Source organism: Paenarthrobacter sp. TE4293 (genome assembly GCF_050435325.1).
Taxonomy (GTDB): Bacteria; Actinomycetota; Actinomycetes; order Actinomycetales; family Micrococcaceae; genus Arthrobacter; species Arthrobacter nitroguajacolicus_C.
The window spans coordinates 263,517-288,190 of sequence record NZ_JBNJRY010000003.1; the positions used below are offsets into that span (position 1 = coordinate 263,517).

At 61.7% G+C, this 24,674-nt stretch carries 22 protein-coding genes; 12 read left to right on the forward strand and 10 right to left on the reverse strand.

The genetic code is table 11. From position 1 onward, the window contains the following. The first annotated feature begins 123 nt into the window (after nucleotides 1–123). The 3 genes from QF015_RS07530 to QF015_RS07540 all read left to right on the forward strand — a co-directional run bounded on the left by QF015_RS07530 (nucleotide 124) and on the right by QF015_RS07540 (nucleotide 3,607). On the forward strand, nucleotides 124–1,566 hold the full coding sequence (locus QF015_RS07530) for a PucR family transcriptional regulator (protein WP_310206335.1): 1,443 nt from the start codon (nucleotides 124–126) through the stop codon (nucleotides 1,564–1,566). 77 nt (nucleotides 1,567–1,643) lie between these two features. Continuing rightward, nucleotides 1,644–2,930: an MFS transporter gene (locus QF015_RS07535; RefSeq protein ID WP_310206337.1), complete on the forward strand. Its 1,287-nt coding sequence runs from the start codon at nucleotides 1,644–1,646 to the stop codon at nucleotides 2,928–2,930. Continuing rightward, complete coding sequence (locus QF015_RS07540; RefSeq protein WP_310206339.1) at nucleotides 2,927–3,607, forward strand: FadR/GntR family transcriptional regulator; 681 nt, start codon at nucleotides 2,927–2,929, stop codon at nucleotides 3,605–3,607. The genes QF015_RS07535 and QF015_RS07540 overlap by 4 nt, the downstream gene beginning before the upstream one ends. Nucleotides 3,608–3,617: 10 nt before the next feature. On the opposite strand, the gene QF015_RS07545 is transcribed toward QF015_RS07540, so the two are convergent. The 6 genes from QF015_RS07545 to QF015_RS07570 all read right to left on the reverse strand — a co-directional run bounded on the left by QF015_RS07545 (nucleotide 3,618) and on the right by QF015_RS07570 (nucleotide 11,278). Further along, nucleotides 3,618–4,991, reverse strand: a complete 1,374-nt coding sequence (locus tag QF015_RS07545; protein WP_429388101.1) for an MBL fold metallo-hydrolase — start codon at nucleotides 4,989–4,991, stop codon at nucleotides 3,618–3,620. Between the two features lie 84 nt (nucleotides 4,992–5,075). Further along, entirely contained in the window at nucleotides 5,076–6,542 is a 1,467-nt protein-coding gene (locus QF015_RS07550) for an FAD-dependent oxidoreductase (RefSeq protein WP_429388104.1), read from the reverse strand. Nucleotides 6,543–6,562: 20 nt separating this feature from the next. Then, entirely contained in the window at nucleotides 6,563–7,840 is a 1,278-nt protein-coding gene (gene cobA, locus QF015_RS07555) for a uroporphyrinogen-III C-methyltransferase (protein WP_429388107.1), read from the reverse strand. 89 nt (nucleotides 7,841–7,929) lie between these two features. Further along, nucleotides 7,930–8,730: a DNA alkylation repair protein gene (locus QF015_RS07560; protein ID WP_429388109.1), complete on the reverse strand. Its 801-nt coding sequence runs from the start codon at nucleotides 8,728–8,730 to the stop codon at nucleotides 7,930–7,932. Between the two features lie 15 nt (nucleotides 8,731–8,745). After that, nucleotides 8,746–9,657: a glutaminase gene (locus tag QF015_RS07565; protein WP_429388112.1), complete on the reverse strand. Its 912-nt coding sequence runs from the start codon at nucleotides 9,655–9,657 to the stop codon at nucleotides 8,746–8,748. A 4-nt stretch (nucleotides 9,658–9,661) separates the two neighbouring features. Beyond that, nucleotides 9,662–11,278: a PucR family transcriptional regulator gene (locus tag QF015_RS07570; RefSeq protein WP_310206350.1), complete on the reverse strand. Its 1,617-nt coding sequence runs from the start codon at nucleotides 11,276–11,278 to the stop codon at nucleotides 9,662–9,664. Between the two features lie 339 nt (nucleotides 11,279–11,617). Here QF015_RS07570 and QF015_RS07575 point away from each other — a divergent pair, with 339 nt between their 5' ends. Further along, nucleotides 11,618–13,096 (forward strand): amino acid permease, encoded by a 1,479-nt coding sequence (locus tag QF015_RS07575; RefSeq protein ID WP_429388116.1) that lies wholly within the window; start codon nucleotides 11,618–11,620, stop codon nucleotides 13,094–13,096. Between the two features lie 28 nt (nucleotides 13,097–13,124). Then, nucleotides 13,125–15,842 carry an aminotransferase class I/II-fold pyridoxal phosphate-dependent enzyme gene (locus QF015_RS07580; protein ID WP_429388119.1) on the forward strand — a complete coding sequence of 906 codons (2,718 nt, stop codon included), beginning with the start codon at nucleotides 13,125–13,127 and terminating at the stop codon, nucleotides 15,840–15,842. On the opposite strand, the gene QF015_RS07585 is transcribed toward QF015_RS07580, so the two are convergent. After that, complete coding sequence (locus QF015_RS07585) at nucleotides 15,839–16,876, reverse strand: LLM class flavin-dependent oxidoreductase (protein ID WP_429388122.1); 1,038 nt, start codon at nucleotides 16,874–16,876, stop codon at nucleotides 15,839–15,841. The genes QF015_RS07580 and QF015_RS07585 overlap by 4 nt on opposite strands. Before the next feature lie 334 nt (nucleotides 16,877–17,210). Here QF015_RS07585 and QF015_RS07590 point away from each other — a divergent pair, with 334 nt between their 5' ends. The 6 genes from QF015_RS07590 (at nucleotide 17,211) to QF015_RS07615 (ending at nucleotide 22,006) form a co-directional block, all read left to right on the forward strand. After that, nucleotides 17,211–18,938: a hypothetical protein gene (locus tag QF015_RS07590; protein WP_429388124.1), complete on the forward strand. Its 1,728-nt coding sequence runs from the start codon at nucleotides 17,211–17,213 to the stop codon at nucleotides 18,936–18,938. Beyond that, nucleotides 18,935–19,489, forward strand: a complete 555-nt coding sequence (locus QF015_RS07595) for a hypothetical protein (RefSeq protein WP_429388127.1) — start codon at nucleotides 18,935–18,937, stop codon at nucleotides 19,487–19,489. The genes QF015_RS07590 and QF015_RS07595 overlap by 4 nt, the downstream gene beginning before the upstream one ends. A gap of 109 nt (nucleotides 19,490–19,598) precedes the next feature. After that, entirely contained in the window at nucleotides 19,599–20,123 is a 525-nt protein-coding gene (locus QF015_RS07600) for a hypothetical protein (protein WP_429388130.1), read from the forward strand. Nucleotides 20,124–20,344: 221 nt separating this feature from the next. After that, nucleotides 20,345–20,761: a hypothetical protein gene (locus tag QF015_RS07605; protein ID WP_429388132.1), complete on the forward strand. Its 417-nt coding sequence runs from the start codon at nucleotides 20,345–20,347 to the stop codon at nucleotides 20,759–20,761. Between the two features lie 217 nt (nucleotides 20,762–20,978). Continuing rightward, a complete protein-coding gene (locus QF015_RS07610; protein WP_310206364.1) occupies nucleotides 20,979–21,404 on the forward strand; it encodes a hypothetical protein in 426 nt (141 codons plus the stop codon). A gap of 86 nt (nucleotides 21,405–21,490) precedes the next feature. Next, nucleotides 21,491–22,006, forward strand: a complete 516-nt coding sequence (locus tag QF015_RS07615; protein ID WP_310206366.1) for a hypothetical protein — start codon at nucleotides 21,491–21,493, stop codon at nucleotides 22,004–22,006. 51 nt (nucleotides 22,007–22,057) lie between these two features. Here QF015_RS07615 and QF015_RS07620 read toward each other — a convergent pair whose 3' ends face one another. Then, nucleotides 22,058–22,615 (reverse strand): dihydrofolate reductase family protein, encoded by a 558-nt coding sequence (locus QF015_RS07620; RefSeq protein WP_310206369.1) that lies wholly within the window; start codon nucleotides 22,613–22,615, stop codon nucleotides 22,058–22,060. Nucleotides 22,616–23,308: 693 nt separating this feature from the next. Here QF015_RS07620 and QF015_RS07625 point away from each other — a divergent pair. Next, entirely contained in the window at nucleotides 23,309–23,926 is a 618-nt protein-coding gene (locus tag QF015_RS07625; RefSeq protein WP_429388136.1) for a DUF305 domain-containing protein, read from the forward strand. Between the two features lie 110 nt (nucleotides 23,927–24,036). On the opposite strand, the gene QF015_RS07630 is transcribed toward QF015_RS07625, so the two are convergent. Together QF015_RS07630 and QF015_RS07635 are read right to left on the reverse strand one after the other, a co-directional pair. Beyond that, nucleotides 24,037–24,291 (reverse strand): hypothetical protein, encoded by a 255-nt coding sequence (locus QF015_RS07630; protein ID WP_429388139.1) that lies wholly within the window; start codon nucleotides 24,289–24,291, stop codon nucleotides 24,037–24,039. Beyond that, complete coding sequence (locus tag QF015_RS07635; protein ID WP_429388141.1) at nucleotides 24,288–24,575, reverse strand: hypothetical protein; 288 nt, start codon at nucleotides 24,573–24,575, stop codon at nucleotides 24,288–24,290. Before QF015_RS07635 ends, QF015_RS07630 begins: the two co-directional genes overlap by 4 nt. Nucleotides 24,576–24,674: the final 99 nt, after the last annotated feature.

The following is a 24,674-nucleotide window of genomic DNA, read 5'->3' on the forward strand; positions in this document are numbered from 1 at the left end:
GTCTGGGCATGGGTTTTAGCTGATCAGAGCCTATGCCAGGGAGGGGGTGCAAGGAATAGTCAGCTGCACACACAGGAACCCTTCGCTTAGTGCGCTTGACCAGCGTCGGGTTACGCTTTAAGTATGGCAATGTCCCTCGCTTCGCTCCTCGCTGTCCCCTCCCTGAAACTCCGCCAAGCCGGCCTCGCCGAAACCACGTGGAACCAGGACATCAGCTGGGTTGCCGTGACGGAACTGGAAGACCCGCAACGGTTCCTCAGTGGCGGAGAACTGGTCCTCACCACAGGGTTGCGGCTCAAGAGTGCTGCCGACCAGCGGCGCTTTGTCCGCCAGGTCCAGCGTGCCGGCGCCGTGGGCATCGGATTCGGCATCGGCCTGACGCATGAGACCGTCCCGGAGGCCCTCATCGCAGAGGCGAACCGTTGGGGCCTGCCCCTGGTGCAAGTCCCCTACGAAATTCCCTTCATTGCCATCGGAAAGCTCGTGGCCGAGTCGCACTCGGCAGACCACTACTCCAACCTGGAACGGCTCCTCGCCGGGCACCAGATCCTGGCCCGCTCACTCCTGACCGGTGGCGGCCTCAACGAACTCCTCAAGCAGCTGGGCAGCATGCTCCGCACCGACGTTGTCCTGACCCAGTTCAGCGCCCAGCTCTATAACAGCGTGGCCGGGAAACCGGCGCCGACGGCGGATGGCTGGGCTTCGTATCCGATTCCCACCGGCCGCAGGGATGCCTGCACGCTGTGGCTGAGGCAGCCGTTCGTGGACTCCGGAATTGTCAGCTACGCGCAGAACCTGATCAGCGTGGAACTCAACAACATGGTCAAGCAGCGGCAATCCCAACGGGCCATGGCAGGCCAGGTGCTGGACGACGTCATCCACGGAACCCTGGAGACCATCGAAGCCGCCCGACGCTTGGCAGGTGTCGGCATCAACAGCACCAGGAAGAACGTCGTGCTGGTTGCCGAGTCCACGGCCCACCATAAGCAACTGGTCAGCATTTCGCTGCCCCAGGCCTTGGAGGCGGGCGTCAGCGCCGTCGTCGGGAAGGACCTGGTCACGGTCATCAGCGATGACGGCAGTTCCGCCACAGCACTGGCCAAAAGCCTGAGCGATCACCTTCAGGAAGCCGGAATCCATGCCGTGATCGGCATCGGCGGCGCCTACACAAAACCGAACGGTTTGCGCTGGAGCTACTTCGAAGCCCGCGACGCCGTCGCACACGGCTTGCCGGTCAACGAACCGGAACGCCTCAGCCTGACATCGCTGTTGCTGGCCAGCGAGGACGTTCCTCTCGCGGACATGGCCAGCGAGTCCCTCACGCCGCTGCGGAAGTTCGACGCTGCCCACGGAGCCGAGTTGGTGGCCACGTTGGAGAGCTACCTGAACCACAATGGCTCAGTAGCTGCGGTTGCCGAGGCTTTGACCTTGCACCGCAACACCGTGCGGTACCGTCTGGCGCAGATCACCGAACTAACTGGGTACGACCCCTCCCAGACGCCGGACCGGGTGCAGCTGTGGCTGGCGTTGGCGGTGCAGCGATTGGGCTCCCGCAACCCGCGCTAAATGCCGCCCGCGACCACATGCGGAGAGCTTCGCCACAAAACTCTAGACATTAGACGTCAAACGTCTAACCTTTAGATATGGCCGCGACGACTCCTCTTACCCCCAGCACTGGAAACATCCCTACTGTTAGCCCTGCCCAGGTGGCGCCCGCGCTTTCGGCAAGCTCGGCGGTCCCCAAGACGCGCGTCGTCGCCGTCGTCGGCATTATTGCCGTCATCCTCATCGGGCTGAACCTGCGCGCGGGCATCACCAGTGCCGCAGCACTGTTCCACGAGTTGCAGCAAGTGCTGGGCTACGGCGCGCTGGTGGCGTCCATCCTGCCTTCCATCCCGCTGCTGTGCTTCGCCGTAGCGGGGATGGGAACATCCTGGTTGACCCGTCGGGTTGGCGTCGAGAAAGCCATTGCCATCGCTTTGGCACTGCTCGCCGGCGGCTTGCTGGTGCGTGGCATTCCGGTGACGGGCGCGCTGTTGGGCGGCACTGTCCTGGCGATGTCCGGCCTGGCCGTCTGCAACGTCGCCATGCCGTCGTTCATCCGCGAGCACTACGCCGAACGCACCTCAATGATGACCGGTCTCTACACTTTCACCATGTCCGGCGGCGCCACCTTCGCCGCAGTCGTCAGCGTTCCCTTGGCGCAGGAACTCGGTTCGCCCTCCATGGGTCTGGCTGCCTGGGGCCTGCTGGGTGTCGCAGCCCTCCTCGGCTTCCTGCCGATAGTCCTGCACACCCACCGGAACACCACCAAGACGGATCGGCCGAGGGTGTCCATGTGGCCACTGTTGCGCACGCGCTTGGGCATTCTGATCACCGCCATCTTTACGTTCCAAGCCTTCCTCGCCTACGCCGTGATGAGCTGGTTCGCCTACATCCTCACCTCCCAAGGACTCAGCGCCTCCGAAAGCGGCCTGCAGTTCGGCGTGATGCAGTTGGTCTCGGTTGCTGCCGGCATGATCCTTCTCGCCTTCGGCTCCCGTCCCGGCATGCTCCGTCCTGCCCTCTACCTCGCCAGCAGCTCCACCTTGGTGGCCATTGCCGCCATGATCTGGCTGCCGACGTCGTTGGCGGTGGTTCCTGCCGTGCTGTTCGGGTTCGGCTTGGGCATCTTCCCGCTGGTTCTGGTCATCATCAGCCGCAGCGGACGGTCGACTGCGGAAACCACCGCGCTCTCCACCATCGCCCAATCGCTGGGATACTTGATTGCGGCAGTTGGACCGTTCGGCATGGGACTCCTCCACAGCGCCACCGGCGGCTGGGTGCTGCCCCTGGGCCTGCTGTCCATCGTGGCGGTTGCGCTCATGGTTACCTGCCACCTGCTGACCAGCAAGCGCACTGCCACCAAGACCGGACCGAGGACTGCATGACCCTGACCCCTTCGCATCGCCCGGCCCTTGCCGAGGAGATCACCGCCAAGCTGCGGGACATGATCAAGTCCGGCGAATGGCCGCTCCAGGAGCGCATCCCCGCTGAGCCCGAGCTCATGTCTTCTTTAGGCGTGTCGCGGGGAACCCTCCGTGAAGCCATCAAAGCGCTGGCGCACTCAGGCATGCTTGAGGTCCGCCGGGGTGACGGCACGTATGTCCGGGCCAACAGCGAGATGTCCGGCGCAGCCCAACGCATGTACTTGGAGCACACGCAGGAACACATCGTGGAAGTCCGGCTCGGCCTCGATACGCAGGCTGCCCGGCTCGCCACCAAACATGCCACCGCCGAGGACCTGGCCGAGATGCGTCGCCTGCTGGCCCTCCGGCACGACGCGTGGCAAGCCGAGGACTATCCGACGTGGGCCAGCGCCGACTGGGAGTTCCACGAGCGCGTGGCCCTGGCATCCGGCAATCCGCTGTTGCACCAGCTCTACGTGTCGTTCGGCGGCGTCTTCCATAACGACCTCCTGCGTCAGCAGCGGAAGGGCGGCTTCAACGGCATTCCCCGTGAAGGCCATGACGAACTGGTGGACGCGCTCGAAGCCCACGACCCCGATGCCGCCATCCGCAGCGTGTACCGGAACCTGGACTACTGCTCGGACCAGGCGCCCCGGTAGCTTCTCCTGTTCATGGCGCCGTTTCGACTCCTGCCCCCGCGGCGTCCTTGAACCTGGCGTTGATCAGCACCACTTTCCGCCCGGCCCGGTCCAGCAGGCTGGCGGCAACACCCGCCCGGTAGCCCGTGGCGCAGTGAACCCAGATCTTCGCGTCGGGGATCCCTGTCATCTTTCCAAGGAGAGCGTAGACGGGAATGTTGAGGGCTCCCTTGACGTGTGAGGCCTCGAATTCTTCGGGCCGCCGAACGTCCAGCACCACGTCCTCCTTCGCCCTCTCTTGGAGCAGCAAGGTCCAGTCGCCGTGCGGATAGGACGCCCGCGGATGCCTTGGCGCCACAGTCCGCAGCAGTTCAATGCCAGGCCCGACGGCGGCATCCGGACTTTCGATGCCGATTCTCGCCAGATCACGGATCGCCTTCTCAACCTCGTCCAGTGGGCCCAACAGCGTTAGCGGCTGGTTCCACGGGATCACCCAACCGAGGTACCTGGTGAAGTTGTCCCCGCGGCCGTATTCGAAGCTCACGCTGCCGTCCAGGTGGCTGTCCGCGAATGCCACCCGGTGCCGGAGGTCGACAACCCACTCCCCTGACTTCAAACGCCGGCCCAGCTCCTCGGCATCCACGGAGTCCGGCACATCCAACGCCGCCGGCCCAACCCCGGCCGCGTTGAGTGGGCTCATGTGGGCGTAGTACGCGGGATAGGCCGTGATGTTTGCCAGCAACTCTGAGACGAAGTGGTCCTCGCTGGGGTCCGTCAGGGCGTGGTTGGACTCGGATTGCTCACGCAGGGTGGACGAATCCTGGTGGCTGGCGGGGCCGATGGAACAAAACGAGCCAAAGCCGTGTGTCGGGTACAACGCCGCGTCAGGGCTGGCTTGGGAGGCTAAGCGCCGGACCGATGCGTACTGCTCATGCGCCAGCGCAGCTGTGTCATGTGGCGAGACCAGGTCCGTCCGTCCGACTGAACCGTAGAGCAGGCTGCCGCCGGAAAACACAGCCTCAGGGCCGCCGTCGTGCGCGTCATCGGTGACCACGTACGAGAGGTGCGTGTGGGTGTGCCCCGGGGTCGCCACCGCCCTGACGGACAGCCGACCAATGCGCAGGACCTGTCCGTCGGTGACAGGGACGCGGGTGAAAGAGACGTCGTCCTCGGCGTTCACCAGGTAGTCGGCGCCGTGCTTCTCCGCCAGGACCAGCCCGCCTGTGACGTAGTCGTTGTGGAGGTGGGTTTCGGCCACATGGGTGATCCGGACGCCGGCTTCCAAGGCTGCTGCTTCAACCCGGTCAATGTCCCGTTGAGGATCGATCACCAACGCCACGGAGCCGTCGTGCACCAAGTAGCTGCGGTCCCCCAGCTGGGGAGTTTCAATGACAACGACGTCCATGACTCAGGGTACCGCTGGCGGTGAGCCCATAAGCAGCAGCGGGGCCACTCGAAAGAGTGACCCCGCTGCCTTGAGAAATAAGAACTAGACCTGCGCGGCTACACCGTCGCGGGAGATGTTGACCATGTCTTCGCGGGGAACAACCTTGATGCGCTCACGCTTGACCTCAACACCGTGCGAACCGCCGGCTTCGGTGGCCGCGGCGCCGAGGGCGAGCTCGTGCGCATCGAGGGCCAGCCAGCCTTCCCAGCTGGTGAACTTCACACCGCGGGCGTCGAGCAGATCCACGACGGCGTCTGCCGCAGGAACTTCGGCGACCGGCAGGTTTTCGCGGTCCTCCAAGAGGTACGTGACCGTTTCCAGGGCATCGCCCTTGGTGTGGCCAATGAGGCCGACAGGACCACGCTTAATCCAACCCGTTGCGTAGAGGCCCGGCACGTGCTGCCCGTCGGCGTCAAGGACGCGGCCGCCGTCGTTCGTGACGACGCCCTTCTTGTGGTCGAATTCGACGTCAGGCAGGGCCGAGCCGAAGTAGCCGATGGCGCGGTATACGGCCTGGACCGGGTAGTCGATGAACTCTCCGGTACCGCGGGCGTTGCCAGTGCCGTCCAGTTCGGTGCGCTCGAACTTGATTCCGGCAACCTTGCCCGGGGTTTCGGTGGAGTCGACGATCTCAACCGGGCTGTGCAGGAAGTGCAGGTGCAGGCGGCGGGACGCCGTGAGCTCGGAGAGGTCCTCGGGCTGTTCGGCGATCCAGTTGGTGAGTGTGCCAACCATGGTCTTGATCTGGTTGTTGCTCTGGATCTGGCGGTCGGATTCTTCGTCGAATTCGAAGTCCTCGGCGTAGAGGATGATGTCCACGTCCTTGGAGTGCGAGAGTTCGCGCAGTTCCAGCGGGGTGAACTTCACCTGGGCCGGACCACGGCGACCGAAGACGTGGACGTCGGTGACCGGCGAGCTCTTGAGCCCAGCGTAAACGTTGTCCGGGATTTCGGTGACCAGGAGGTCATCGGCGTGCTTGGACAGGACGCGGGCGACGTCAAGGGCCACGTTGCCGTTGCCGAGGACGGCGATTTCCTTGGCTTCCAGCGGCCATTCGCGGGGAACGTCCGGGTGTCCGTCGAACCATGACACGAAGTCGGCACCGCCGAAGGAGCCCTCGAGTTCGATGCCCGGGATGTTCAGGTCTGCGTCCTTGATGGCGCCCGTGGCGAAGATGATGGCGTCGTAGTGCTTGCGGAGGTCCTCGACGGAGATGTCCGTGCCGTAGTCAACGTTGCCGAAGAAGCGGATGTCGCCGCGGTCCAGGACCTTGTGCAGGGCGTTGACGATGCCCTTGATGCGGGGGTGGTCCGGGGCAACGCCGTAACGGATCAGGCCGTAGGGTGCGGGGTAACGGTCAAAGAGGTCGATGCTGACGGTGAGTTCGCCGCTCTTGACGGCTTCGCTCTTGGTCAGGATGTCCGCTGCGTACACGCCGGCCGGACCGGAGCCGATCACGGCGACGCGGAGCGGACGGTCCGCAGAACCTACGGGGGTGCTAATTGACACGGCTGTGTTCCTTCTTCTTCTCAGTTACTGCGAACGCGCGGGCGGTTGGGGGTGATGGTGCTGTAGTCAGCGGTCTTGAAATGCTGCGGCGCGAAGGGGCTCACACGGACCACATCGCCGATCACGATGACGGCTGGATTGGCCACCCCGACGGCTTTCGCCTGGTCCGCGATGCTCCCCAAAGTGCCGATGGTGACGCGCTGTTCCGGCAAATACCCGTTCTCTACGATACCTACTGGTGTGTCCAAAGGCAGACCTGAGCCCGCCAGCGCAGCCACGGAATCGCGCAATTGTGCCACTCCCATGAGCAACACCACAGTGTGATCGGGCCGGGCGGGGACTTCGGACAGCTCTTCATGGCCGGTCACCACGCTGAAGCCTTTGGCCAAGCCGCGGTGCGTTACGGGAATACCCGCGGCAGCCGGAACGGAAATTGCCGACGTCACGCCGGACACCACTTCAACCTCGACGCCGTTCTGCCGGCAGAATTCTGCTTCCTCGCCACCGCGACCCAGGACATAGGGGTCGCCGCCTTTGAGGCGGACCACGCGGTTGCCCTTGAGGGCTTCGTCCACGAGGATGCGGTTGATCTCGAGCTGCGGGACGGGATGGTGGCCAGGCGTCTTGCCGACTTCGATCACGCGGACATCCGGCGCAAGCTCCTTGAGCAGCTCGCGCGGGCCAAGACGGTCAGCAACCACGACGTCGGCCTGGCCCAGTAGGCGTCGGCCGCGGACTGTGATGAGTCCCGAGTCGCCGGGACCGCCGCCAACCAGGGCGACCGAACCAGCGGGAGTCTTGCCCGAGGCATCCGGCTTGCGGTGACGGCGGAGCGGCAGGTCACCTGTTTCCAGGGCGGTTGCCACTGCGTTGCGAAGGGCCATTGCACGGCGCGGGTCTCCCCCGGCGTTGATGGCGATCTTGACGTCGTCCACCACGGCAACGGCGGGTGTCCAGGCGGCTGATGCTTCGTGATCGGAGGCGTTGACGCACCAGATGCGCTGCGCTTCGGCGTCGGCCGCTACCTGGGTGTCCACAGCGGAAGTGCCCGTGGCGGTCTGAGCGAACCAGACGCCGTCGAGGTCTGCCGTGCGGTACTCGCGCTGCTCCAAGGTGAGCAGCCCGGAAGCGGCGAGTCCGTGGAGGTTTTCAGTGGCAACGGGCGCGACGACGGTAACTTTCGCACCGGCGTCGAGCAGTCCCTTGGCGCGACGCTCCGCGACGGGGCCGCCGCCCACCACCAGCACCGGGCGGCCAAGCAGCCGCAGTGCGGTGGGGTAAATGTCCTGTATTGCCATGAAAAAACTGTAGGGCGGCCCCGTAACATGCTTCAAAGGCTTGGAAACACCCGGTAACGCTGGGTAATCCAACGTCACATACTGCCCCGCTAGTTCGGGGAAACCCTGTCTTTAAGCGTCAGGTAGTAGGCCCGCTGCTCCTTGCCCAGATGCTCGATCGCGTAACGTAGCGCTGTCCTCGGCATGGTGGCTGCGTGTTCGTCGAGGAAAGCCAGCAGGCGTTCGCGGCTGCTGCGCCCGGCGTCACGGACCCACCCACCCACGGCTTTTTGGATGAGGTCCTCCTTGTCGTGGAGCAGGATCTCTGCGATGGCGAAGGTGTCGTCCAGTTGGCCTTCACGGATGAACGCCGAGGTGGCGACGATGGCGGTCCGGCGTTCCCACATGTTCTCCGAGCGGGCGAGTTCGTAGAGCGGGTCCCGCGGTTTGTCCATGAGCCAGCCACCCACCACCCGTCCCGCGCCCAGGTCCACGAGATCCCAGTTGTTGATCCGGTCGTGCCTTCGCAGGTAGAGCTCGTAAAGTTCGCGACGCCGCTCTTCGGTGGTCTTCTTTTTCTGGGATTGGAGCGACATGATCTTTACAGCGCCCGCACGGGCCTCATGGATGTGCTGCTCCAGAAGCTTTTCGATGTCCTCCATTGACATGGCCGCGAACTCTTTGCTGAGCGTGAAAACTTCACCCATGCGCACGCCCATGAAGAAGTCGCCTTCGGCATAGTCACCTTTGCCGGTCTTGAAATAGCGCTGGTATTTGGCTTGCTCGATGTCTGACTGACGGATCTTCAGACGCTCCAAAAAGGCGACGGCGGTGGGCTGGGTTCCCGGTGCCGGCGCAGCAGGCTTGCGGGCCTTGACTGTTTTCGTGGCCTTTCCGTCCTTGGGGGTCATGACACCATCATGCGCCTAAAAGACCGACCAGCCAGTACGGGTGGTGAATTCGTCCAGTGCCGCTACTCCCGCAACCGAATTCCCGGACCTTCCCAGGCCGGGACTCCACACGCTGATGGAGCACTTGTTGGGAACCACGGCAACGATTCCCCCACCGACCCCGCTCTTGCCTGGCAGCCCGACCCGGTAGGCGAACTCGCCCGCGGCGTCGTACGTTCCGCAGGTCAGCATGACGGCGTTGATGCGCTTGGTCTGGGCTGGAGACAGCACCAGAGTGCCCTCAGATCCCAATCCGTTGGATGCAAGGAACCGGGTTGCGATCGCCAGGTCTTCACAGGTCATGGCCAGGGCGCACTGCTTCGCGTATGACTCCAGAACCTCATCCACGGGGTTTTCAAGGTTTCCGCAACTTGCCAGGAAGTGGGCCAGGGAGGCATTGCGGTGGCTGTTGGCGAGTTCGGAATCAGCCACGTGGTGATCTGTATCGATGCTTTCCTTGGTGGTCTCCTGGCGCATCAGATCCCTGACGGCATGTGCCGCGTTGCCTGTGATGCTGAGGAGCCGGTCCGTCACCACTATTGCGCCCGCGTTGATGAACGGGTTCCGGGGAATGCCTTCCTCGCTCTCTAGCTGAACCAAGGAGTTGAACGGATTGCCCGACGGTTCGCGAAAAACCCTTTTCCAGATGTGGTCGCCGTCGGAAGCCAGCACCAGGGCGAGGGCGAACACCTTGGAGATGCTTTGAATGGAGAACTCCACGTGCGCATCGCCCGCCGAGAAGACTTCACCGTCGCGGGTAACTACCGAGATTCCGAATTGATGCGGGTCTACAGCACCGAGCTGCGGGATGTAGTCAGCCACATCTCCTTGGCCGATATGCGGTTGAACTGCTCCGACAATGTCGTCGAGGAGGTTCTGAATGTCCACTGTCCTAGCCCTTTGTCCCTGCGTAGGTCCAAAGCCTGATGTGAAGGTGGGCCAGGAGCCGTTCATCCGCGGATTGCAGGTCCACGCCAGCCACTTCGCATGCGCGGCGGAGCCTGTAATGAACAGTGTTGCGGTGGACGGCCAATTCCTCGGCGCACCGGTTCACGTCGCCAAAGAACTCCAGGTAAGTCAGGAGGGTCAATGCGAATTCCGGGTAGCGGCCGCACAGCCGGGTGATTCCTGCATGACGCAGGGTAGTCCGCGATTCCAGCAACTCCAGCAATTCCCTGGTCAGGACCGTCGTTTCCACGTCGCTGTACGAGGCCACGCGCACGTCCGGTGTTGCTTCCATGACTTTGAGGACGCTGCGCACGTGATCAAGGGTGGCGTGCAGGGCGTCCAGGCGCGGAACGATGGGACCAACTGCTGCCTGCACCTGGAAATGAAGGTGGGTGGTGGCATCACGAACGATGGTGTTGACCAGCCGGTTGATGGCGGGGAGGGACTTCAGCGGGTCCACGTCGGGGAGGATGATGGCCGTTTCCATCCCCAACGCCCCCACTACGGCGCCTGGCCGGTAGGCTGCGGCGTGGATTGATGCCACTTTGGAGAGCTCTCCCCTGCGGAGCTGAAGCCCCGCCGCGCTCTGGCTGAGCCCGCCCGCCGAGATCAGGACCAAAGCCGCTGGCTTCGACGGATCGATGCCTGCCGATTGGGCCTGCGAATGGACTTGGGCGGTGCCACTGAGCAGGCTGGAAACCCGGTCCTCGCGCATCGACTGGGACTGCTCATTGCGGTGGCGCACCAACTCGATGGCCGCGTGCCGGGCCGCACCCACCATGATGCGGTCCGTGTTGACCGCCAAAGGTTCGGCACCTTCCTGCAACCAGATGTAACCCATGACCCGGCTGCCCGCGTGAATGCCGATCGCCACACGTTCACGAAGACCCGCATCAAGGTTGGCTTCCACATGGACAGGCGCTTCAGTGGCCTGCAGGTGCTTGTAGACCCCTGATTCCTTCAGGAGTTTTTGGTACTTTTCAGGGCCACGCCTCGCCAGGATGGACAGCCGGCGGAGCTCGTCAACGTCATTGGATGCCGGGGAGTAGGCAAGGACCCTGTTGCCCGGATCTTCGATCACCACGTGGCCGTTGGTCAGTGTGGCCGTAGTTTGGGCGATCGCGAACAAGTCGCGGTGAACTGACGTGGGGGTCTCCCCTGGCACATCGTTCTCCCGGACCCGGTCCAGCGCGATGCTCTCGAACTTATCCCAGCGGAGCCCCGGGGCAACAGCCACCAGTCCAATGCCGGTCGGTTGGAGCAACTCTGCTGCGGCTTCCAACTCGCGTTCACTGCCCTTGACAGCAACTGCTGTGGGACGGCCCGCCATGATGCGGCGGAGCGCAGGGAGCGCCGCACGCCCGCGAACGCCGATCAACATGACCAGGGACCCTGGGCGGATCTCGTCGTCGTCTTCAGCATCAACAATGACAGTTTCGCGAACGGTTCTGTTGTCCTCTGCCGGGGCCAGCAGCAACCGGGCGTTGCCGACACCCAGGTCTTCCAGGACGTCGCTCAATAAGGTGACGACTCCGTCGTCGTCAATTTCCAGGGCTTTCAACGAAGCTATCGCTTCCTCTCCACATCAGTTTCTTCAGCAGTACGCTTCCTCGCCATTGAGGGCGCCGCCGGTACATGTGCGCAGGCACGCACAGCGAGAAACATTACCGGCCCTCCAGAACACCAGTGTTGTCCCGCCGGCACAAGAGTCGGGCCCCGAATTTGGTTCGCCAGCCAATTTGTTGTCGACGGCAGCGACCTAGAGTTGGTGACTGTCCCACACACCACAAAGACTGACTGCAGCGCGGCCATTTTCAGGCGCAACTGCGAGGCAGCCAGCCCCACGTTGTGGAGTATTGAGCCACCTGTGGTGGCAACGGAGTCAAAGGAGACCCCCGAAGTGATACCCACCCCTGCGTCCACACAAACCCTTCCTTCCCCAACAGACCTGGCTGCCAGTCCGCCGTCGAACGCTTTCGCCCAAGAGGAAACCGGCTACCGCAAGACCCTCAAGCCCCGGCAGATCCAGATGATCGCCATCGGAGGCGCAATTGGTACCGGGCTCTTCATGGGCGCCGGAGGCCGCCTGAACGGGTCCGGACCTGCGCTGGTGCTGGTCTATGCCGTCTGCGGCTTCTTCGCGTTCCTGATCCTGCGGGCACTGGGCGAGTTGGTGCTGTACCGCCCCACGTCGGGCTCGTTCGTTTCCTACGCCCGGGAGTTCTACGGCGAGAAAATGGCCTACACCGCGGGCTGGCTCTACTTCCTGAACTGGGCCATGACCTCCATTGTGGACGTCACCGCCGTAGCCCTGTATGTGAAGTTCTGGGGCCAATATTGGGCACCCATCAACGACATCCCGCAGTGGTTGATCGCATTGATCGCTTTGGTAGTGGTGCTCTCCCTGAACCTGGTGTCCGTGAAGATCTTTGGCGAGATGGAGTTCTGGTTCGCCATGATCAAGGTGGGTGCTCTTGTGACGTTCCTCGTGGTGGGAATCTGCTTCATTGTTTTCGGCGGCCGGACGGACGTTGGCGTTCCGGGCTTCAACGTCATCGCTGAGAACGGTGGCATGTTCCCCATGGGCTCCGTGGCGCCGCTTTTGGCCATCAGCGGCGTGGTGTTCGCCTACGCTGCTGTGGAACTGGTGGGCACCGCGGCCGGCGAAACCGCCAACCCCCACAAGGTGATGCCCAAGGCCGTGAACACCGTGGTGATCCGCATCGGGGTCTTCTACGTGGGCTCAGTCCTGCTGCTCTCGCTCCTGCTTCCCTTCACGTCCTACAAAGCCGGCGAATCCCCGTTTGTCACCTTCTTCTCGCATCTCGGTGATCCGCAGGCCGGAGCCATCTCGGCGTCCGTGATGAACTTCGTGGTCCTCACCGCCGCGCTCTCCAGCCTCAACGCCGGTCTCTATTCCACTGGCCGCATCCTCCGGTCCATGGCTGTGAACGGCTCGGCTCCGCAATTCACCGGACGGATCAGCGCGTCCGGAGTGCCCTACGGTGGCATCCTCCTGACAGCGGCCATCACCCTGGTGGGCGTTGGATTGAACGCCGTTGTCCCCTCGCAGGTCTTTGAGATCGTGCTGGAAATCTCTGCCGTGGGAATCATCGGCGGCTGGGCCACCATCATGCTCTGTCACATCAAACTCCAGCACTGGGTTCGCAGCGGCAAGGTGGTACGCCCGGCCTTCCGGCTGTTCGGAGCGCCTTTTACCTCCTACCTCACGCTCGGTTTCCTGGCCTTTGTCCTGGTCACCATGGGGTTCTCGGAAACAGGTCGCTGGGTGCTGGCCTCGATGCTGGTGTTGGCGCCGCTGCTGATAGCCGGCTGGTATGCGTATCGCGGCCGCATCCGTACAGCCCTGACGTCCTAGACCCCTTTTCAGTTTGAAAGTGAAACACATGAGCACCTCTTCGCCGTCCCCCAGAATCGGCACCCCCAGCAGGGCCTGGCGGTCCCGAGCCGATGCGTGGGAGTTCCTGGGGTACGCCCTCAGGCAGCTCGCCTCGGCCAGATACCAGGAGTCCGGTTTGCTGTCCCAGATCGACCGGACTTTTGCCCTCCTGGCGGCGGTGGAACCCTATTGGGCCGAGCCTGGAGTCAACGCCGTGGCCCAGTTGCGCCAATTAATCGACGACGGCGAACCCCAGGCCGCGCTCCAGCTTCTGGGCGGTTTGTCCCACCTCCCGCTCGCCTCTGCCGGGGAAACAGCTGCAGTGCCGCGCGCTGAGCTCCCGGACGAGGAAGTTGTTGACCAGTCCGAGCCGGCGGAGCGGCCACGCTTTGAGGTCCTGGTGGTGGATACCATTGAGCCCGAAGAAGCCGAGGCGCTCAAGAACACCATGGCTGCGCAGCGCCGCCCTTCGGATGCGTTCACGTACACGGTCAACGTGGTTCCCAGCTATGAGGATGCCTTGGTGGCCATCATGCTGAACCCCGATATCCAGTCCGTAGTTCTTCGCCCGGGCTTCTCCCTCCGCAGCTCCCACCTGTTGGGCAGCGACCTCCGGACGTTCCTGGCCCGGCATACCTCCGCAGACTTGCAGGACTCGCGACCCATCAGACGGATCCTTGCGCTGGCCGATGCAATTTCCGGGCTGCGGCCGGAACTGGACGTCTACTTGGTGGCAGGGGTTTCCATCGAGTCCCTGGCGGGATCCCTCACCAGGAAGTTCCGGCGGATTTTCCGGCGACAGGATCATCTGGACCTGCATCTGTCACTGCTATCCGGGGTGGCCGAACGCTACGAAACACCGTTCTTCACGGCGTTGCAGGACTACAGCCGCCGCCCGGCCAGCGTCTTCCACGCCCTGCCGATTTCCCGGGGTGCGTCTGTAGGGACTTCACCGTGGATCCGGGACATGGCCGATTTTTACGGGACAAACCTGCTGTTGGCCGAAACGTCTGCCACCTCGGGCGGTCTCGACTCTTTGCTGGATCCGCATGGGTCCATCAAACGCGCACAGGAACTCGCGGCCCGGGCCTTCGGGGCGCAGCGAACCTACTTCGTCACCAACGGCACGTCCACGGCCAACAAGATCGTTCATCAATCGCTGCTTGCTCCGGGCGATGTTGTGCTGGTGGACCGCAACTGCCACAAATCGCACCACTACGCCTTTGTGCTTGCCGGTGCCCGAGTCTCCTACCTGGATGCCTATCCCCTGGACAAGTACGCGTTTTATGGTGCTGTCCCTTTGACCAGCCTGAAGCGGAGGCTCCTGGAATACCGGCGGGCAGGCCGGCTTCATGAAGTGAAGATGGTCACCCTCACCAACTGCACGTTTGACGGCGTTGTCTACGACGTCGAAAGGGTCATGGAGGAATGCCTGGCCATCAAACCGGATCTGGTTTTCCTGTGGGACGAGGCGTGGTTTGCCTTCGCCCGCTCCCATCCGGTGTACCGGCGTCGAACCGGCATGGCGGCTGCAGCCGCCCTGGAAGCTTCCTTCACGGATCCCGCCTACGCCACCCGGTACGCGGAACAGGCCGCCGCCCTTCATGACCCTGTCACCGGCGAACCCGTTGATGACGAAGCCTGGCTCACCACCAGGCTGATTCCGGATCCTGCCAAGGCACGCCTGCGGGTCTACGCAACGCAGTCAACCCACAAAACGTTGACCTCGCTGCGGCAGGGTTCCATGATCCACGTGTATGACCAGGACTTCGCCGGCTCCAACCGGGAGTCCTTCCGCGAGGCATACATGACCCACACGTCCACCTCGCCCAACTACCAAATTCTGGCTTCCCTGGACATTGGCAGACGACAGGTGGAACTGGAAGGTTTCGGCCTGGTGCAACGGCAATCCGACCTTGCCGTGTCCGTGGCCCAAGCCGTGGCCCGGCATCCCCTGCTGAAGAAGTACTTCCGGGTGCTCTCCTCGCGGGACCTCATCGGTCCGCGCTACAGGGAAACCGGCTCCAGCATGCCGCTGCGGGATGGGCTGTCGGAGCTGGAGGACGCCTGGCAGCGGGACGAATTCGTCATCGATCCCAGCCGCCTGACGCTGGACATCAGCAAGACAGGGATCGACGGCGACACTTTCCGCCACAGCTACCTCATGGACGATCACGGCATACAGGTGAACAAGACCTCACGGAACACTGTGCTGTTCATGACCAACATCGGCACGTCCCGAAGCTCCGTGGCGTACCTGATCGAGGTCCTGGTGAAACTCGCTGAAGGTTTTGAGAACCCGCATCCTTCGGCGCGGCAGCGGTCACTTCCCGCCTCGTCCGACGCTCCCCGCCCGACTCCCCCGCTCCCCGACTTCAGCACCTTCGCCGCGCGCTTCCGTACGGATGATTCCTGCGAGGACGGGGACATCCGGTCCGCCTACTTTGAGAGTTACAAGCCCGATTCCACGGTTTACTTGTCCGCGGCTCAGGTGGCGTCTGCCGTGGCCGAAGGACAGGAAGTAATCTCCGCAGGGTTCGTGACGCCGTATCCGCCCGGGTTTCCCATCCTGGTCCCGGGGCAGGTGATTACCCGGCAAACCCTCGAATTCATGGCTGCTTTGGATACGCGTGAAATACACGGGTTCGATCACGAACGGGGGTACCGGGTGTTCGCGGAGCCTGCTTCGTCTTCTGTTCTCGAGCTGGTGGCGGTGGCGTCCTAGGCTTTGGCGCTCCAACCGAAAGCAGGAGCGACGTGCTTGGCGACGTTGCCCAGCAGCTTGGCGTTGTAGTCGACGCCAAGCTGGTTGGGCACTGTGAGCAGGACCGTGTCGGCTGCTTGCACTGCTGCGTCCTTCGCCAGTTCGTCCGCCAGTCGATCCGGCTCACCGATGTAGCTTTTCCCGAAACGGGACAACGCGCCGTCGAGAATTCCTACCTGGTCCTGGCTGTCCGCTTGGGCACGCAGACCGAAGTAGTGGTTGTCGACGTCGTCCACGATGGGGATCACGCTTCGGCTGACGGAGATTCGTGGCTCAAAGTCGTGTCCGGCGGCGGCCCAGGCTTCGCGGAACATTCGGATCTGCTCGGCTTGCAGTTCATCGAAAGGCACTCCCGTGTCCTCAGTGAGGAGGGTTGAGCTCATGAGGTTCATGCCTTGCTCTGCTGCCCAGACTGCAGTCTTCCGGGTTCCGGCGCCCCACCAGATTCTCTGCGGGAGGCCGGGTGACTGGGGTTGGATGGGCAGCAGACCTGTGGCCCCGCCGGAGTAATGTGGGTCCGCTTCGGCCACCCCGTGCCCGGCGATGGCTTTGCGGAACAATGCAGTGTGGCGGCGGGCCATGTCGCCACCGTCCTCACCGTCCTCGGGGGCGTAGCCGAAGTTGGCTGCTCCGTTCCGTGCGGGTTCGGGTGAACCACGGCTCACTCCGAGCTGCAGCCGCCCATCACTGATGAGGTCCGTGGCTGCTGCTTCCTCGGCCATGTATAGGCTGTTTTCGTACCTCATGTCGATCACGCCGGTGCCCATTTCGATCCGGCTGCTCCGTGCCGCAATAGCGCTCAGCAGTGGAAAGGGCGATGCTTGCTGCCGGGCGAAGTGGTGCACCCGGAAGAAGGCTCCGTCGATGCCCAGTTCCTCAGCAGCCACAGCGAGTTCGATCCCCTGTTTCAGGGCCTCCCCAGCCGTTGTCACGAGGGAACCGGGGACGCGGGCCCAGTGACCGAAGGAGAGGAAACCGATCCGTTTGTTGTGCATGTTCGGGACAACTCCGCGGGGGCCCGGAGAATTCCACGGAGCCGCTCGTCCAGCGCTCAGCGCTTTCCGAAAGTGATTCAGAATCCGTCGAGCGCATTAGGTATAGTGGAGCCGTCGGCAGTTTATCTATTTGATGGAGTAAAATGAATTTCGACACGGGGGTTGCCGATCGTTTGATCGGTGCATGTCGAGACGCAGCGCGTACGTTGCAGGATCAACGCGGCGGGCGGGAATCGATCTCGACTGCTGCTCTTACGGAATTCCGGGGCGTGTTCGCTGACTGTTCCGGGAGAACGTTGCCGCTGAACGGGCGGCCCGTTCGGAGCTGGTCCATATGTTGGAAGACGTTGCCCGTCGGGTACAGGAAGCGAAGAGCGCCGCGGAGGTTGAGCAGCGTCGCTTGGATCAGGTGACGGAGTGGGCGCTTGCCTCCGGTTGGGCGCGTGCTGGCGGCGGTTTTGCAGTGGATGTGGGGCCGCGCCCGTCGATGGAGGCGACTGACCGTCCGGTGGCGAGCGTGGAGACTGCGCGGCAGGGGTTTCGTGTCTGGGCGAGTGGAAGCACTGGTGGGGCGAGTTCCGCTGATCCGGACACCTTGGACTCCGCAGTGTCAACCTTCAGGATCCAGGACGACTCAGACCGAGGCGCGGCCAACAGAGTCAGTGCAGCTGTGTCCGAGTTCGAGGACAAGTGCTCCTGGGTGCACTCTGATCTCGACGCTGTCCGTGGCGGGCTGCGACGGTTCCTGGAAGACAACCATCAGGACGCGACCCGGCTTTCCGACATCGCGTCGACGTTCCGCGTTGCCGGTGGCAGCGGTGACCTCGGGCAGATAACGGTATCGAACGGCGTTCTTGTGCTTGCAACGGCGCCGATGACCTTATCGGGCTCGGCGCTGCTGGGCTACTTGTCCACTGCCTCCGAGGCTGACGTGAAGGCATTGGCCACAATACCCGGATGGCAGCAGACCCTGCGAGGCATGGACCCATCGAAAATCGGGGCTTGGTGGGCGGGCATGAAAACGGGCGCCCAAACTGCAGTGAACGAGTCCGGGTTCACGCAGGTACAGGAGCTGCTGCTGGCTGCGGCTCCGGCCATGTTCGGCGCTTTGGACGGGATACCCGCACTGGCCCGGGTCCGGGCTAACCAGTTGAACGCGCCAAGCCTGCTCCGTGCGGCGGAGAAAGACCTGGAAACAGCCCGGAAATTGTCGGGGATCTGGCAAGCCCACCACGACCCGAACCGGACAAAAATGCTGGAAAATGAGGTCGCCTATCTGAAGCAGGTGGAAGCTGGGCAAGTTCAGCTTTACCTCTATGACCGGGACCAGTCCCGGATTGTGCAAATGATCGGCACCCCGGGCCCCGACACACGGCACGTGATCACCTACGTTCCAGGAACCTTCACCGGAATGAACATTTTCTACACAGGCGGCGTACAGCAGGTCTCGACATACCTCACTAGCAGGGTGCCGGGGACGGTGGCGTTCGTGTACAAGGATGGGCGGTTCCCCGGGGAGGAGGACACCGCCGGCGGTCCCAACCTGGCGAGAATCGGGGAGGCGAACGATGAGAAACTTGCACGCACGTCAGGGCAGCAACTGGCAGGTTTCGAGACCGGAATGCGCACTGACCCCTACCTGAACGGTGCCGAGCAAACCGGCATCGGGCACAGCTGGGGCCTGGCGAACGTCACCAGCTCCGAAGTCGCCGGAGCGCGATACGACAAGGTGGTCTCCCTCGCCGGGGCCGGCATGCTCCCGGACTGGAAACCACAGGCAACCACGGAATACTCGAACCCGTACTACTATGATCTGCTCGTCCATGGTCAGGGAGTTCCCAACCCCATCACCAATACAGGGGTGGTTTGGAATGGAAATAACCCCATTCATCGGGATGAGTTCGAACAGCACTACTACCGCGGCCCCCACGACGACCAACTTAGGGCGATCAACACCGTCGAAGAAGGGAACATCCTCATGGAAAACCACAACCTCATCGCCTCAAACAGTGAGGACAACGAGCAAGTGCTCAAGGACATACGCGGAATTGTGGCTCGATGAGGGCGCGTCGCGGTGCCATGGCGTTGTTGCTGGTGGCAGGTTCGATCGGGCTCGCCGCTTGTGCTGGAAACCCCAACACGGGTTCAATCCAGTCGACTGTGCCAACGCCTACTAAAACACAAGAGGAACCGATGAAAGCTGAACTGACCTGGCAGGAGGCGAAAGTCCAGGCCCAAGCAATGGAACTGGAGATCGCCGCCCTGATCCCAAAAGACGCTGTTATCTCGATCGATCAGAAGAAGAAGGGCATGCCTCTGTCTTGCAACAAAGCCCAACACAAATGGAAGGGTTCAACCACCATCACGGTTGCCGAAGGAACGAACATTGAGCCGATGGTGAAGGACATCGAAGCCCACTATCAGGGCGGCCTCTTTGGAGTCAGGAACAGGCTTGACATCAGGGGTTCCTATGAAGTTCAAATGATCGCTCGCAGCGGAAGCGGGGAGAACTACATTGTCGCCGAAGGCCTAGCCCCAAACCAGATTGACATCGATTCGGGCTCGCCGTGCTTCACCTTACCCGAGGGCATCTATCCGGGTGGGGATTTCTAATCCTTATGGAAAACCACAACCTCATCGCCTCCACCAATAATGACAACGAAAAAGCACTAGAAGACATGCTAGAAATTGTGACTCGATGAGGGCTCGGAACGGTGCCACGGTGGTGGTGCTGCTGGCATTGCTGATGGGGCTCGCCGGCTGCGCCGGAAACCCAAGCGTGAGTTCGACCGAGTCAACCGTGCCAACTGCCACTGATACACAGGAGGAACCGTTGATAACTGAACTGACCTGGCAGGAAGCCAAAGCCCACACTCAAGCTATGGAACTGGAGATCGCCGCCCTGATCCCAAACAACCCCACTGTCTCGATCGATCAGAAGGAGACGGGCATGCTTCTGTCCTGCAACAGCACACACCACAAATGGAAAGGTTCCACGACCATCACGGTCGTTGAAGGAACCAACATCGAGCCGATCGTGAAGGACATCGAAGCCCACTACCGGGCGAAAGGAACGAAAGTATCCGCCGACAGGAATGTCGACGAAGACTATCGAATCCAAATCGATCTGGGAGCCGGGGAGAACTACATCGTCGCAGAAGGCTTGGCCCCAAATGAAATCCGTATCGCCTCAGGATCTGCGTGCTTCACTTTGCCCGAGGGCATCTACCCGGGTGGGGATTTTTAGGTCCTCATGAACAACCACAACCTCATCGACTCAAACAACGAAAATAACATGAAAGCGCTTGAAAACAAGCTTGGAATCGTGACTCGATGAGGGCGCGTCGCGGTGCCATGGCGTTGTTGCTGGTGGCAGGTTCGATCGGGCTCGCCGCTTGCGCCGAGCCACCCAACGGGGGTTCGACAGAGTCAACTGTGCCAACTGCGACTCAAACACAGGAGGAGCCGATGAAAGCTGAACTGACCTGGCAGGAAGCGAAAGCGCACACCCAGGCAATGGAACTGGAGATCACCGCCCTCATTCCAAAAGATGCTGCTGTCTCGATCGATCAAAAGATGAAGGGCGTGCTGCTGTCCTGCAACAAGACACAGCACAATTGGAATGGCTCGACGACGGTCATGGTTGCTGACGGGACCAAAATCGAACCCATTGTGAAAGCCATCAAAGCCCACTACCGTGCGAATGGCTTAAATGTGTCCGTAGATAGAAATGTAAACGAAAACTATCGAATCCAAATCGACCCGCCTGCTCCAGGGGAGAGCTACATCGTCTCCGAAGGATTGTCTCCAAACGAAATCCGTATTGCATCAGGATCTGAGTGCTTCACCTTGCCCGAGGGCATCTACCCGGGTGGGGATTTCTGATCCTCATGAACGACCACGGGCTCATCGCCTCCGACCGCGAGAACTACAAGCAGGCACTTCGGTTCATGAAGAAGTTGATGACGCAATGAGAGGGCCGCACCATGCTGCGTTGTTGATTTTGGTCGGTTCGACGATGCTGGCCGGTTGCGCCGGAAGCCCCGGAGGGACTCCAATCGAACCAACGGGGCCCACCGTAACAAAGACACAGGAGGCAACGATGAATGCTGAGCTGACATGGCAGCAAGCGAAAGCAAACACGGAAAAGGAGGCGCTGGAGATCGCGGCCTTGATCCCGAAGGACAAAGTTACTTCCATAGTCCAGAAAGAGACAGGCGTACTCTTATCCTGCAGCAAAACCGAACACAACTGGAACGGCTCGACTTCGATCACGCTGACTGAGGGAAGCGAAGCTGAATCTGTCGTGAAGGAACTTGAGACGGCTGCTCGGGCACACTACACGGATCATCGTTTTGAGGTCTCAAGCGATCGGACCATACAAGGCACTTTTCGTGTTGAGATAAGCGATCCGGCCACCTCGGAAATGTATCTCATCAGGGAGGACGATCCCGGTCTCATTCGCATTGCGTCAGGTTCGCCTTGCTTCACGTTGCCCGAGGGAACCTACCCCGGCGGGGATTTCTAGCTCCTCATGGAAAACCACAATCTCATCGCCTCCAACAGCAACGACAATAGGGAGGCGCTTCGGGACATACAAGGTTTGATTAACCGATGAAAATCTCACGCTACACCGCTATCGCCGTATTATTGGTAGCCATCATGGGTGTTTCCGGTTGTACAGATACAGATATTCCGAGGGAGGAAAATGACTTGGAAACAAGCCTGCCATGGCAAAGTGCGAAAGCAGATACGCAGAAGACCGCACTCGAGATCGCCGGCTTAATCCCGAAAGACAAAGTTACTTCCGTCCTTCAGAAGGAGACCGGCGTACTCCTGTCGTGCAACAGGACCGATCACAACTGGAACGGTTGGACAGATATTACGCTGACGTCCGGCGCGAACGTGGAAGAAGTTATAAAAGGCCTTGAGCTGCACTACAGAGAGAGCCGCTTCGAGGTCACAACCCGGACGGGAATTGATGGCGACTATCAAGTGCATTTGCTTGGGCCCGCTCCCAGTGAAGGATATCTCATCGGTAGAGGCCTAACCCCAAATGTGATTCGCATTGATTCCGGTTCGCCGTGCTTCACATTGCCCGAGGGCACCTACCCCGGTGGAGATTTCTAAAACCGCAGTTCATGGGGATGGCTAGGCGTTGTCATGTTGCCTGCACATTAGTCAAACAGCCCGGCGATAATGCATCGCCACCGCCCCGTTACTGAGCGGCTCGGCCGAGATCAGTTCAAGGCGCCGGGTGCTGGGCAGTCCGCCTTGGTAAAGGGTGGGGCCGTGGCCTGTGATCATGGGGTGGATGAGGAATTTGTACTCGTCGATCAGGCCCAATCGGTCCAGCTCTGTTGCTAGTTTCCCGCTGCCGAGAAGCACCCCCTTGGGAGTCCTGTCCTTGAGTTCCTGAACGGCCGTACCCAGTTCGCCGACCAGCCGGTGGCTGTTCGTCCAGGGGAAGTCGCTCCGCGTTGTGGAAACGACGTACTTGGGTTTTCCCTCCAAGGTGATCGCCCACTCGCGTAGGGCTGGCGGCGCTTCTACTTCGCCGCGGGCAACCAAGGGCCAGTAGACCTCCATCATTTCGTAGGTAGTCCGGCCCCAGAGCATTGCGCCGCTCTGATCCAGGAGACGCGTGAAGTGGGCGTGCGTCTCGTCGTCGGCGATGCCCTCCTGATGGTCCACGCAACCATCGAGCGTGACGTTGATGCTGAACGTTAGAAGGCCCATTCGACGATTCTAGGCCGCGAATCGCAATGGCGCAGCGGACAACGGAGGAATGCCAAGGGCAGGCAGCGCCAGCAGAAAATGAATCGCTCATTTATACCCTACCGGGGTATGCTGACAGCATCGGAAGTAGACGAAGGTGGTGAAGCATCGTGAGCAAACTGCTGTCCCCTCGCGCTCTTGCCGCCTCCCTCGTGCGGGCGTTGCTTCTACTTCTGGTGACGGCCGTCATTGCAGGCATATTCGGAATGCACATCATCAGCGGTCCGCATGGGGCAGGGGGAACGCATGCGTCTCATGCGGCATCACCTGTAGTGAGCACCTCCTCATCCCACCACGCGCACGGCCCTTCTCATGAGGTGAGCGGTGCCTCGGCTGGCGACGATCACGGCACGGAATTTGGAAGCTGCTCCTGCACTCAGGCCGCCGGTTGCATCCCATCCCTCACAACAGCTTCTCTGAGCGCTCCCCCACCCGGCACGACAGGCGAAGTCACCCCTGCATCGTGGGAACTGCCCACCATCTTTCCGTCCTGGTCCTACCAACCCCACGGTCCTACACCCGGGCAACTCTGCATCAGCCGTACGTGAGCACTGGATGGTCCGGTAACAACCGGGACCACACATCCATTCACCATCTGTTGACTACGGTGCGGCTGACTATCAACGCCGCCCGAAATGCAAAGGACTTTTACTCATGAACAGAACTCACTTCACTGTGACCGGAGCGGCTCTCGCAGCTCTGCTTGCCCTGGCTGGTTGCGCTTCCAACCCCGGCTCCGGTTCCATGCCGGGCATGGACCATGGAAGTGCCGGCACCTCCATCAGCCCCTCTGCGAACAGCAGCGACGCCGGGCACAACGCCGCAGACACCATGTTCGCCCAGATGATGATCCCCCATCACTCCCAAGCGGTGGAGATGTCCGACGTCATGCTGGCAAAGGCTGACATCCCGGCCTCGATTACCAACTTGGCCGTGAAGATCAAAGACGCGCAGGCACCCGAAATAGAGAAGATGACGGGCTGGCTGAACAGCTGGAACGTGCCTGTCATGGGATCCTCGGGGCATGGCGGCCACGGCATGGACGGCATGCTGAGCGAAGCGGACCTTCAGAAACTCAGAGAAGCCCAAGGCGTGGAAGCCGCCAGGCTCTTCCTGACGCAGATGATCGCGCATCACGAAGGTGCCGTGACCATGGCCAAAACCGAAATAGCCCAGGGAAAGGACCTTGAGGCTGTCCAGCTCGGCAAGGACATCGTCACGGCGCAGGAAGCAGAGATTCGGGAAATGCGGGATCTGCTGACCGGACTCTAGCCTCACCGTCTGGTGACGCAAGGGCTCGACGGCGGGAGGTCGCCGTCGAGCCTTTGCGCGCCGTCCGGAAGTCGACTGTTATGCAGCGGCCGACGCGAAGTGCCGAGCGCCTAAAGCGTGTCTGGATCAACAATTGTCGTCGGGTAAGGCTTGCCCGGATTTTCAGGGGCGATACTGCTGATCTTCCACGCGTCGCCGGTTCTCTCAAGCTCAACGGTTTGGTCGTAGACGTACCCCTCGCCGGGGCCTTGCACGCCGTTCACCGGACCGTGTTCCAGCTGTGTCTGCTCCGAGATCTCAACCTTGGCGCCGGTTTTGGTGATGGTGAATTTCTTGATGGTGATCTCCGAGCCGGTGTCCGTCAAAAGGCGCCATAGGGAGCAAACGCGTCCCTGCGTTGGTGGAGTTTTCGGTACTCAAGCTCGACACGCTCAACTGCCGCCGGGACGAAATCCATACTGATCTCCTCCTTGGTGGAGGAGAACCCTGTGACAACTTGATGATTCCTACGGTCGATGGCCCGCTCGATAAGAGACTGAACAGTGGCCTTCGCTTCCGCGTCGGGCTGTGGGGCCGGCGCTGCACACGACGTCACGGAAAGCAGTGCAGCTACAGCAACCGACACCAGTGTTCTTTGCTGCATGATCATGAGCTGTCACCGTCCACACGATTCCCGGAATCGCCTCCCCCATATGCAAAGGCTCGTGGCAACGTAGCATTTCGTCCGGGTCGAAACCAGATCCGGCCG